The organism is Acinetobacter sp. RRD8 (assembly GCF_031844225.1).
Taxonomy (GTDB): Bacteria; Pseudomonadota; Gammaproteobacteria; order Pseudomonadales; family Moraxellaceae; genus Acinetobacter.
In genome coordinates, this window is sequence record NZ_JAUZUU010000034.1 from 1 (window position 1) to 11,095 (window position 11,095).

An 11,095-nucleotide genomic window follows, 5' to 3' on the forward strand; every position below is an offset into this window, starting at 1 on the left:
CTATTTTAGCTGAATATATATATCATTGCTGAGATTAATAGGTTGTAGGTATACTTTCATGGTAAAAACTTTAATGGACACAATTAGCGATTACTATTTACCAAATATTAAATAAAATAGCCTAAGTATGGTTAAATTAATTCTCTTTATTCAGTCATTAGAGAGAGTCTTTTAGCATTTTTTTATGCTGTTTTACTTGGTTGGCATAACGTTTACCTTGTTTACGCATTTTACGATTATTTTCATAACCTGACGGACCTACATTATAATAGGCAAGCGCTTTCTTCCAGTCACCGGATGATTGATTATATTTAGAAAGAATATATGTACCACATTGGATATTACTGCTTTCATTGTATAAATCACCAGGGCAGGTTTGTTGCCAATATCTTGGAATCACTTGCATCAAGCCTACCGCCCCTGCTGGCGAAGTTGCTTGGCTACGATAAGTAGATTCCTGATGAATCACAGCCGCCACTAGGAGCGGATCTACACCTTGATTTTGTGCATGTTGAACAATTAAAGGTGAAACACGATTAGCTGTACTGGATGGGGTGGAGTAAGCAGTTTGAATGCCTTTAGATAATTTAGCTGCGCGCTTTTCTACCGAGCCTCCGCCCAAGGATGAACAACCCGCAAAAAGAAAAGTACTCAATAAAATAGAAGAAAATTTAAAAGAATGAGAATTAAATAGTGAACGTTTAGATTTAATTGGATTTAATAGATGAGAAAAAAACAAACTGTGAATTCCATGCCTGAATAAACGTATTTCGATGTTAGGCAGCCTATATACAAGAGTCAAGCTCGCTGCTGATGAAAGCACTTTATTAATGTACAAACTTTATCTATCTACTAAAAAATCTCTAAGTTGAAAGGTTTTTTAGCATCCAGATTTCACAGGCTTCACTATGTCCGGTATTGCCTTCAGGGTGATCAAGGTGCTGAAAACCTAATTTTTCATAGAGTTTCACCGCTTGCCAAAGCGCTTTAGTTGTTTCTAGATAGACTGACTTAATCTGATGAGTCTGTGCAAATTCAAAGGATAATTCTAAAATTTTTTTGGCAAAACCCTGCTGACGAATTTCAGGTAAAAAGTACATTTTCTGAATTTCTAAAATAGTTGCATCACCTTTTAATAGCGCAATTCCACCACCACCGTAAATTTTATTTTGTTGATCCACAACAATCCAGTAAGCTGATTTCGTTTGCTGATAAACTTGATACAGTTCATCTAAAATAGAATCGCCTACCGCGAAACCAGATTCTGCTGCCAGTCCAAACTCTTGGGAAACACAACGAATAATGCTTGCAATTTGAGCATTATCTTCAGGCTGAATGGGACGAATATAGTACATATTGGTCTGATTTTATTTTGAAAAAACGATGAATTTTTATAACCTTAAATCCTTAAAAAATCCATCGTTTAATCAACTTAAGTAAGCTTAATTCGTTATTTAATGAGCAATCATTATTTTAATTCGCTCGATGATTTCCCTAATTCCCGACGGGCAATAATCAGTTGCTGAATTTGCTGGGTGCCTTCAAAAATATCCAGAATCTTGGAATCACGTGCCCATTTTTCCAAAAGTTCAGTTTCGTTATAACCAGTAGCTGCTGCAAGTTCGACACATTCTAAGGTAATTTCATTACCAATCCGACCGGCCTTGGCTTTGGCAATAGATGCTTCACGTGAATTTGGTTTGCGATTATCGGCCATCCAGGCAGCTTTCAGCATCAGCAAACGTGCTGCTTCCCATTCAGCTTCCATACGATAGATTTGTGCTGCGATATTAGAGCTTTGTAAATACGGTGTGGCATAAGTGGAGTCCAGTTGATCCTTAAAAATCTCCTTGATGCGTTCCAGCGAGGCTTTCGCACAACCAATCGCCATGGCGGCGACCAGCGGGCGAGTATTATCAAAGGTTTCCATCACGCCAGCAAAGCCTTTAGCAACATCGATTTCTGCATGACCGAGCAGGTTTGCTGCAGGTACTCGACAGTTAATAAAGCTGATCGTGGCAGTATCGGATGATTTAATCCCTAATTTATGTTCCAGTCGTTCAACCTTCATTCCTGGAGTGCCTTTGGCCACCACAAATGATTTAATGGCTGATCGTCCCAGTTTTTTATCCAGAGTTGCCCAAACCACTACCGCATCGGCTCGTTCTCCCGAGGTCACAAAAATCTTCTCGCCATTCAGAATATAGTCATCACCGTCTTTAGTCGCAGTGGTACGAATTGCAGCGGAATCTGAACCGCAACCTGACTCGGTAATCGCCATGGCCGCCCAAGTTCCATGAAAACGCTGTAATTGCTCCTCATTGGCAACAGCTGCAATGGCTGAATTTCCTAATCCTTGGCGTGGCATCGAGAGTAATAAGCCAGTATCGCCATAACACATTTCAATAATGCTCAGGGCAGTAGACATATTAATGCCATTTTTATTGCTGCTGTCTGCATCGCCACGTTTATTGACTGCTGCACCAGCATTCATGCCTTCACTACCTTGGTTCATGCCATCGACAACAGAAGCGAGCATGTCTAGCTCTATCGGATAAGCATGTTCAGCCTTGTCATATTTACGTGAAATCGGACGCAAAACATTGAGGGCAACTTCATGTGCTTGATCAATCAAAAGCTTAAATTTTTTTGGAGTTTGTAGATTCATCATTATTCTTCTTTATGTTTTGATCAGGCATGCAAGCCAGAATGGAGAATGGCAGTAGATCTAAGATCTCTATACCAGCGTTCGACCGGATGCTCTTTGGTAAAACCATGACCACCCAAAATTTGTACACCATCGGTGCCGATTTTCATGGATTTTTCTGCACAGAGTAGACGTGCCAAATAAGCCTCACGATGAAAAGCTTGACCAGATTCAGCCAGGCTGGCGGCATTCAGGATCAGCATTTGCATCGCGTCAATTTCAATGGCCATATCGGCAATCATAAAGGCGACACCCTGACGATGGGAAATCGGTTCACCAAAGGCAATACGGTCATTGGCATATTGCACACAGTATTTTTTGACTGCTTCACAGGCGCCCACTGCCATCGCACACCACATCAGATTGCCCAAATCTACGAATGCACGATAATCAAAATCTTCATCACCCAGACGATGTGCCGGAGTGTTTTCAAATTTTAGCGTGACTGTTTCAGTGGCCTTTAAACCCATAGCCGGCGATTTTTTCGCAGTGATGGTACTGTCGCGTTGCACCACAAAGACCTCAGCTCTGCCATCCAGATCAGCACTGACCAGATAGAGATCGGCACTTTCTCCGAAGAGCACTAAGGTCTTTTGACCCCGAATCAGATAATGTCCCTGATGTGCAACAGCCTTGGTTCTAAGTTGCTCCGGGTTAAACGCTGCTGTTTCTTCCTGCACTGCAAAGGTGGCCTTTAACTCAGGATTCTCTGCGAAAGCGCCCAGATATTCTGACTGAATCTGCTCTGAGCCCCAGCGGGTAATGGCGTTAATGAAACTAAAAGTCGAAAGTAAGCCAGCCGTCAGACTGAAATCACCCTGAGCCAAATGTTGAGCGATTAAAATATTGCTGACAATATTCTGTTCCGATGCAACGCCCCCCAATGCTTCAGGCAGGGCATAGAAATTCAAGCCTAAATCAGTGCTGTATTGCCAGAGTTCATGGGGAAATAATTCATGCTGATCTGCATCATGCGCCAAGGGATACAGCACCTCTTGGGCAAATTGCTGCATGGCATCACAGGTCATTTGCTGTTCTTCAGTCAGGTTTAGATCAAATAAGGATTTAGACTGATGCGGCAGACGCTGTTTTTGAATCTTCTGGCCAGATTTCAGGATTTTCTGGGTTTGACTTAAGGTTTTGAATCCTGCTATTGAACTTTGATAAAGTGATTTTTCTACAAATTTACGCAGTTTTAATTGATCTAATACTTCGCTACCCGCGATTTTGGTCAGTATGGACAAGCCAAATCCTTGGGCTTTATTCACCATATTATTCATTCTGATTATCCTAAAGGTGTTGTCACGTTATTTTTTTAATACTGACATGCACTCAGAGATAAAACTATGTCATCCCTGACATGAATGATTGACAATTTTTAGGTTTTTGGGATTGAAGAAAGGGACGAATAAATCAATGAAAATTAAAAGAAAGATAAAAATACAAAAAATCCATTTTGGATAAAAATTGACCCGAATGACAAAATCATCCGGGTCTTTTTAATGCAGATTTTATTTTAAGAGAGATGATGTCTAATCATGGCACGCACATTGGTTTTGGCATCAATCACGGTCATAAAGGTATAGGCACCAATAAATTTACGGCTAATAAACATAAATTCTTTGGGTGGAACACTGAAATAACGTGAAGCCATAGATCTCGATGCCTGTTGCATCACACGGCTATGCAGCTGGCTTTTTTTCCAGTCATAGCGATTATGTTCATCCATGATGCCAGCTGGCAATTCTTGATTATTTAGCGGTGAACTAAACGCTTCGGTGGCCAGTAAAAAGACTTTGGCCATATCCGGTTTGATGCTTTGCGGAATCGAATCAAAAAACTCATAACCAGTCATCGCCTTGACCATCATATCCGAGTCATGATGATAGCCTGCCTGGATCAGGTTACGCGCAACACTGAGCAGATGCTGGTCAAACTGGCGGATCGCGCCAAAGTCGAGCAGAATGATCTTGTCGTGCACATCTGCGCCATTGCCCAGACGAACTAGATAATTACCAAAGTTCGGATCGGTTTGCATCTCGCCCCATTCGAAGATTTCACGCACTGCAATTTCCAGAGACGCTTCACCTAACAGGTTGCGGCGTTCTTGGGGCAGGGATAACATTACCGGGCTATTGATCGGCACACCACGTTCAAAAGTCATGCATAGCACACGATCTGAGCAATATTCATTAATAATGGTTGGGACGATATAACGAGGATCATCTTTTAAACGCGCCGCAAAACGACGCGTGGTATCTGCTTCAATCTGATAATTTACTTCACGGTGCATCATCTCACGGACTTCATCGAACCACTGGTCGAATTCGCGGGTCTGCGGCACGATGCGAGTCAATTTCAGCATGTTTTTAAACAGGCTCATATCGGAATCAATCGCTTCTGCCACACCCGGATACTGAATTTTTAACACCAGTTCCATGCCATCAGATTTTCGGGTAGCGCGATGTACCTGTGCCAAAGAAGCTGTGCCCAAAGGTTCATGATCAATGGTGAGATCGTCGAGTTTTGAACCGAGTTGTTGCTGTAACTGGGTCTTGATGGCTGGCCATGCCAATGCCACTGTCTGATTGTTCAGGGTATTTAGAGCTTGAGTGACTTCTTCTGGCAGAAAATGCTCACCATACAGTGCCATCATCTGGCCAATTTTAACGATAGAACCTTTTAGCTTGCCAATTTCTGCCACCAGATAATCAGCCTGTTCTTTCATGGCTTTTTTACGTTTCTTTTCTTTTTCTTCTTCACTTGAGAACATGGAGCTTGCACTAGAAGCCGCCCAACGCGTGCCTGCCAGCAAGGATGCCTTTGCGATCGATAAGCGTCGATCCATAGAGGAGGTTTTCAGTTGTTTAAGCTTATCGTTCTGATCTGACATGTAAACTCGATCCTTTCATCATCAGCATGAAGCAGAATAAATCATTGTAAGGGATAGTAGCGTTTCTGCACGTATTAAAAAAGTTTAAGCCGCTGAATTCATAGTAAAAGCTAGGCAAGCTTTCATTTATTCACCAACTTGTATCAGTTTAGACAGGGCATTATGCCATTTGAAATTGGATTTTTAATTCGGATCGTTGTTGTAACTGTTGTTTATTTGTTTGAATATGTTGATGAATCAGGCGCTGTACGCTGTCATGCATGAAGCCCAAAGCATAGCCTTTTACAATCACAATACTTGGCAAGCCAAAAAACAGATATTTAGCATCGTCCAATGTCGCATCGGTAAATACGCCATGTTGCATTAAGGTCGACTGCAAAAATACCTTTTCTTGCTGCACCTGACTGGAGGCTTTATCATTCCAGTAATTCTGGCGCATCGCCATAAGATTATTGTGCTTATAGCTCATAGATCTGGGCTCATTTGAAGATTGAATGCGGATTATATGTGGGTCATGTGCCAATTTTCAATTGTGCAACTGTTTAATCTTTCATTCCGAGAAAGGCATAGGATTTTTGTCTGGACTGCGTTAATATCAGTGGATAATTTAAACAATATTGATTGTTAAACATTTATTGGGATTGTACCGGTTTCGGTCAAGGGGAAGTTATGCGTCTTGCATGGTTTTTAGTTGCAATTTTTGTGGGTACTGCGGTTCAGACACAGGCTGCTGTTGGGTATTCCAAGGAATATACACAGTGCATGAATTTTAGTTATGGTAATATACCCAAAGCGGAAAAATGCCTGGAAAAAAAGCTGAAAGTTCACAATAAACGTCTGAAGAAAAACTATAAAACTTATCTTAAATTGAATCCGAACCAGACCGCCGCCATTCGCAGTCAGCATGTATTGTGGGAGCGTAAACTGTCCCAGCAATGTAACTTTAGAATGTCAGGAAAATATGCCAAGCAGCAACAGGGTCAATGTATGCTGGCTTTGATCATGGATCAGGCTAATCTTTATCAATCTCGTTCTTATGCGTCCGGTTTTCGATAAATCATCATAGTATTAGCATCGGCATTTAACAGAAACATCCCTGAATAAAGTAAACATTTGTCTGCATAATCGCTTACAAAAACAGGAATTTTATAATTTTTGTGGGCGTAGAGAATTCGTGTTTTTCATGCTTTAGCATTATAAAAGCAGGCAAAACAAGGTATCATAAGGCGTTTAAAAAAATGACCTTGGAGACGCCTTAAGTGGATCGACCGACTATTAGCCCTGAACATATGCAGGAAGCCGCTGAAAATTTAACCACCATTCGTGATTTTATTCGTTTTGGTGTGACAGCATTACGTCAATACGATGCACATTTGGGCCAAGGCACAGAAGATTATTTTGCTGAAAGTTCAGCGCTAGTGCTGCAAACCCTGTCGCTAGAATGGAAAGCGGACGCTGAAATTTTAGATGCCAAATTATTACCAAGTGAAAAAGCCGAATTTTTAAGTCTGCTGGAACGCCGTATTAATGAAAAAGTACCAACTTCATATTTATTGAACCTGGCTTACTTCGACGGTAAACCTTATTACGTTGATGAGCGCGTGCTAATCCCTCGTTCACCGATTGCTGAACTGATTCAAAACCGTTTTGCCCCGTATTGCCTGGGTGAACATGGTCAAATGGGTGAGGCAGTTAATAACTTGCCGGAAAACCCGAATCCAAAGACGCCTCAACGTATTCTAGATATGTGTACCGGTTCAGGCTGTATCGCGATTGCCTTGGCTTATGCTTTCCCTGAAGCGGAAGTGGATGCGACTGATATTTCCAAAGAAGCCTTAGAAGTTGCGCAAATCAATACTGAGCATCATGACAAGCAATATCAGATCGCATTGCTTGAATCGGATTTGTTCGAAAAAATTCCAGCCGAAAATCAATACGATTTAATCGTATCTAATCCGCCGTATGTCGATGCGGAAGATATGGCGGATTTGCCTGAGGAATTCCATCATGAGCCTGAGCTTGCGCTTGCTGCAGGTCAGGATGGTCTGGATCTGGTACGTAAAATGCTGGCTCAAGCTGCAGATTATCTGACTGAGAATGGCCTGATCGTGATCGAAGTGGGTAACTCAGAATGGGCAATGCGCCAAAACTTCAATTCGGTTGATTTCTACTGGTTACAATTCCAGAAAGGTGGTACGGGTATCTTTGCATTGACTGCAGAGCAATGTCGTACCTACCGTGATTTATTCATACAGTCTATTCAAGCATAAGGAGTCGTTTGACATGGCAGGTAATAGTATAGGGCAACTGTTCCGTGTAACGACTTGTGGTGAATCTCACGGTGTTGGCCTGATGGCCATCATCGATGGGGTTCCACCCGGCATTGAGCTGACTGAAGCTGATTTGCAAAAGGATCTGGACCGCCGTAAGCCGGGTACATCGAAATTTGCAACCCAGCGTAAAGAACCCGATGAAGTAGAAATTATTTCCGGTGTGTTTGAGGGTAAAACCACCGGTACTTCAATTGGTTTGTTAATTCGTAATACGGATCAAAAATCGAAAGACTACGGCAATATTGCGCAGACATTCCGACCGGGTCATGCCGACTATACCTATACCCAAAAGTATGGTTTCCGTGATTACCGTGGTGGAGGCCGTTCAAGTGCGCGTGAAACGGCAATGCGTGTTGCAGCGGGTGCAATTGCCAAGAAATTCCTTTTCGAGAAATTTGGCATTGAGATTCGTGGTCATGTAACCCAGATCGGCACCGAAAAAACAGAGAAGCTGGACTGGAATGAAGTTCTAAACAATCCGTTTTTCTGTGGCGATGTGGATGCAGTATCACGTTTTGAAGCGCTAGTGACGTCTTTGCGTGAGCAAGGTACCAGTTGTGGCGCTAAACTCGAGATCATTGCATCTAAAGTGCCAGTGGGTTGGGGCGAGCCAGTCTTTGATCGTCTGGATGCTGATATTGCGCATGCCATGATGTCGATTAATGCCGTTAAAGGTGTAGAAATCGGTGATGGTTTTGGCGTTGCTGAACAGTTTGGTCATGAAAGCCGTGATGAACTCACCACAGAAGGCTTCCTGGACAATCATGCTGGCGGTATTCTAGGCGGTATTTCTAGCGGTCAGGACATTCGTGTTGCGATTGCGTTGAAGCCGACTGCATCTATCACCACGCCGGGTAAAACCATCAATATTGAGCGTGAAGATACTGATGTGTTGACCAAAGGCCGTCATGATCCTTGTGTGGGTGTGCGTGCAACCCCGATTGCTGAAGCGATGCTGGCGATAGTACTCATGGATCATTTCATGCGTCACCGTGCGCAAAATGCCGATGTAGTTGCGCCATTTGCACCGATTGAACCTAAATAATTTGCTTTAACTTTAAAGTGAAATTGTTTTAAAGTCAGACTCCGGTCTGACTTTTTTTATTTATAAAATGAATCACTATAAAAATATACGATTGGCGAGCAAGGCTGATGTTCAGCAACTTACTATGCTGATTAATACAGCTTATCGTACTCCGGGTGGATGGACGACTGAAGCAGGAATGATCCAGGGTGATCGTATTCAAGAAAAACAGTTATATGACTTGCTCAATTTAGAAAATTTTCAGCTCTTTGTGTTGGAAATTGATAATAAGCTTCTTGGTTGTATTGGCGTGAGCTTAGGACAGCAAGTAGCAGAGATTGAAAGCTTTGCTGTTGCACCTGCTGAGCAAAACTCGGGTTATGGCAAGCAATTATTGGACTTTGCCGAATCCCATATTTTCGAAATATTTAAAAAGAAAGTGATTCAGATGTCAGTATTAAATGTCCGTATTGAACTGCTGGCATATTATCAGCGCCGTGGCTATCAGCTGACTGAAAAGATTGAAGCATATCCACTGGGTCAAAATGTCGGAGAACCGTTGATTCCGTTACATTTGCTGATTTTAGAAAAAATCAGCAAATCAATATGATTAGTTGATGAAAATTCAAGCTTTTTACTGCTTAAATTGAGTAGTGAGAAAGCTCGTGAATATGCTAATTTTTCTGTTCAGTCTAAGCGACTTAAGGTTAGGCAGAAAACAGACCAGGATGTCACATGCTGCATATTATTTTAACTTCTTTATTTCCTCTCATCGGACTGATCAGCTTTGGCTATCTGCTTAAGCGTAGGCAATGGTTGAGTGATGATTTTTGGCGAGGTGCAGAAAAGTTAAATTATTATGCACTGTTTCCAGTGATGCTGTTTTTAAATCTGGCCACTGCCAAGATTCAAATAGAGGTCATTCAGGATGTAGTACTGGTCGTATTTAGCATCATGGCTGTGGTCAGTATTGCGCTGTATATCTTGCGCCAAATTTACCGAATTTCCTATGCGCGTTTCGGCGTCTATGTTCAAGGTTTACTGCGCTTTAATACCTATATTGGCCTTGCTGCTGTCAGCGCCTTATTTCAGCAGCAGGGTATGACTATTTTCGCGGTGATCATGGTGCTGTGTATTCCTTTGGTGAATATCCTGTCAGTGCTGGCATTTACCCGTAGCCACGATATGCAGCTGAAAAAAATCATCCTGGATTTGTCTAAAAATCCATTAATTCTAGGCTGTATTGTGGGTGGTTTATTTAATCTTTCTGGTTTGTCACTCTGGACTGGAGCAGAGCAGTTCCTTAAACAGATTGCACTGTGCAGTTTGCCGCTCGGTTTGATGTGTGTGGGAGCAGCCTTACAGTTTCAGGGTTTTCAGCGTGATGTATTGCCACTCAGCCTGATAACCTTTGGTCGCCTGTTCGGAATGCCGCTGATTGCATTTTTAATGTGTAAAATTTTCCAGATTGATGCATTAACTACTCAGGTATTGGTCTTGTTCTTTGCACTTCCTACCGCCTCAGCTTCGTATGTCTTAACCCGGGTGTATGGTGGCGATAGTGAGTTAATGGCTAGTATTATCAGTGTACAAACAGTGGTCGCAGCAGGAAGCTTAGTACTGATGCTTTCTTGGATTATCTAAAATTCTAGAATAAATGATAAAAGTCTAAATTTTGCTTTGGATGACATATACTTTGAATTATTAAAATAGCCTAAGCAAATGTTGAGTTCTATTTAAGCGCCAAAATTAAATAAGTTCTGGAATTTTATAAAGGATAGAACTTGCTCATTTTACTTAGGACAGCAAAATCTAAAAATTTGATATCTAGGCAATATCCTCCATCACCCATGTATGCTCTTAATTAAAAAGAATCACAGATAAATTCACGTGAATTAACATAAATAAAAACTGTGTTTTTCCTAAAAATGGTATATAAATTGCTCATGATAATAAAACATTATTGCAGGAGAGAAATGCTTCTGCATTCGCCGAAGGAGCAAGTTCCCAGGAAACTCTCAGGCAAAAGGACTGTGATAATGGATAAAAACTCTGGAGAGAAGTGTTCAATCACTCACCGAAGGGGAAGGTGGCCGCATTGATGTGCAATGTATCTACCGAAGCTCTCAGGTACACAT

At 41.8% G+C, this 11,095-nt stretch carries 11 protein-coding genes and 1 riboswitch; of the genes, 5 read left to right on the forward strand and 6 right to left on the reverse strand.

From position 1 onward, the window contains the following. Positions 1–157: 157 nt before the first annotated feature. The 6 genes from Q9R24_RS14625 to Q9R24_RS14650 form a co-directional block, all read right to left on the reverse strand. Positions 158–739 (reverse strand): lytic transglycosylase domain-containing protein, encoded by a 582-nt coding sequence (locus Q9R24_RS14625; protein ID WP_086044746.1) that lies wholly within the window; start codon positions 737–739, stop codon positions 158–160. Positions 740–863: 124 nt separating this feature from the next. Further along, positions 864–1,355 (reverse strand): GNAT family N-acetyltransferase, encoded by a 492-nt coding sequence (locus Q9R24_RS14630; RefSeq protein ID WP_311204757.1) that lies wholly within the window; start codon positions 1,353–1,355, stop codon positions 864–866. A gap of 113 nt (positions 1,356–1,468) precedes the next feature. Continuing rightward, the gene (locus tag Q9R24_RS14635; protein ID WP_253114473.1) at positions 1,469–2,668 is read right to left on the reverse strand and encodes an acyl-CoA dehydrogenase family protein; all 1,200 of its coding nucleotides are present in this window, start codon (positions 2,666–2,668) and stop codon (positions 1,469–1,471) included. Between the two features lie 23 nt (positions 2,669–2,691). After that, positions 2,692–3,987 carry an acyl-CoA dehydrogenase family protein gene (locus Q9R24_RS14640; protein WP_311204756.1) on the reverse strand — a complete coding sequence of 432 codons (1,296 nt, stop codon included), beginning with the start codon at positions 3,985–3,987 and terminating at the stop codon, positions 2,692–2,694. Between the two features lie 236 nt (positions 3,988–4,223). Then, a complete protein-coding gene (locus Q9R24_RS14645; protein ID WP_004280475.1) occupies positions 4,224–5,600 on the reverse strand; it encodes an AarF/ABC1/UbiB kinase family protein in 1,377 nt (458 codons plus the stop codon). A gap of 160 nt (positions 5,601–5,760) precedes the next feature. Then, complete coding sequence (locus tag Q9R24_RS14650) at positions 5,761–6,069, reverse strand: hypothetical protein (protein WP_311204755.1); 309 nt, start codon at positions 6,067–6,069, stop codon at positions 5,761–5,763. A gap of 200 nt (positions 6,070–6,269) precedes the next feature. On the opposite strand from Q9R24_RS14650, the gene Q9R24_RS14655 reads away from it, so the two are divergent. The 5 genes from Q9R24_RS14655 to Q9R24_RS14675 all read left to right on the forward strand — a co-directional run bounded on the left by Q9R24_RS14655 (position 6,270) and on the right by Q9R24_RS14675 (position 10,601). After that, on the forward strand, positions 6,270–6,656 hold the full coding sequence (locus Q9R24_RS14655) for a DUF1311 domain-containing protein (RefSeq protein WP_311204754.1): 387 nt from the start codon (positions 6,270–6,272) through the stop codon (positions 6,654–6,656). A 203-nt stretch (positions 6,657–6,859) separates the two neighbouring features. Further along, positions 6,860–7,870: a 50S ribosomal protein L3 N(5)-glutamine methyltransferase gene (gene prmB / locus Q9R24_RS14660; RefSeq protein WP_044108320.1), complete on the forward strand. Its 1,011-nt coding sequence runs from the start codon at positions 6,860–6,862 to the stop codon at positions 7,868–7,870. A 13-nt stretch (positions 7,871–7,883) separates the two neighbouring features. Next, entirely contained in the window at positions 7,884–8,978 is a 1,095-nt protein-coding gene (gene aroC / locus Q9R24_RS14665) for a chorismate synthase (protein ID WP_311204753.1), read from the forward strand. A 67-nt stretch (positions 8,979–9,045) separates the two neighbouring features. Beyond that, positions 9,046–9,567, forward strand: coding sequence for a GNAT family N-acetyltransferase (locus Q9R24_RS14670; RefSeq protein WP_311204752.1), 522 nt, complete (start codon positions 9,046–9,048; stop codon positions 9,565–9,567). A gap of 125 nt (positions 9,568–9,692) precedes the next feature. Next, positions 9,693–10,601 carry an AEC family transporter gene (locus Q9R24_RS14675; RefSeq protein ID WP_311204751.1) on the forward strand — a complete coding sequence of 303 codons (909 nt, stop codon included), beginning with the start codon at positions 9,693–9,695 and terminating at the stop codon, positions 10,599–10,601. Between the two features lie 312 nt (positions 10,602–10,913). Continuing rightward, positions 10,914–11,001: riboswitch (glycine riboswitch) on the forward strand. The last annotated feature ends 94 nt before the right edge of the window (positions 11,002–11,095 follow it).

Bases quoted from the DNA above. Each gene is read 5' to 3' on its own strand.
- Q9R24_RS14630 (WP_311204757.1), bottom strand. From the start codon at position 1,355: ATGTACTATATTCGTCCCATTCAGCCTGAAGATAATGCTCAAATTGCA.
- Q9R24_RS14635 (WP_253114473.1), bottom strand. From the start codon at position 2,668: ATGAATCTACAAACTCCAAAAAAATTTAAGCTTTTGATTGATCAAGCA.
- Q9R24_RS14640 (WP_311204756.1), bottom strand. From the start codon at position 3,987: ATGAATAATATGGTGAATAAAGCCCAAGGATTTGGCTTGTCCATACTG.
- Q9R24_RS14645 (WP_004280475.1), bottom strand. From the start codon at position 5,600: ATGTCAGATCAGAACGATAAGCTTAAACAACTGAAAACCTCCTCTATG.
- Q9R24_RS14650 (WP_311204755.1), bottom strand. From the start codon at position 6,069: ATGAGCTATAAGCACAATAATCTTATGGCGATGCGCCAGAATTACTGG.
- Q9R24_RS14655 (WP_311204754.1), top strand. From the start codon at position 6,270: ATGCGTCTTGCATGGTTTTTAGTTGCAATTTTTGTGGGTACTGCGGTT.
- aroC (WP_311204753.1), top strand. From the start codon at position 7,884: ATGGCAGGTAATAGTATAGGGCAACTGTTCCGTGTAACGACTTGTGGT.
- Q9R24_RS14670 (WP_311204752.1), top strand. From the start codon at position 9,046: ATGAATCACTATAAAAATATACGATTGGCGAGCAAGGCTGATGTTCAG.
- Q9R24_RS14675 (WP_311204751.1), top strand. From the start codon at position 9,693: ATGCTGCATATTATTTTAACTTCTTTATTTCCTCTCATCGGACTGATC.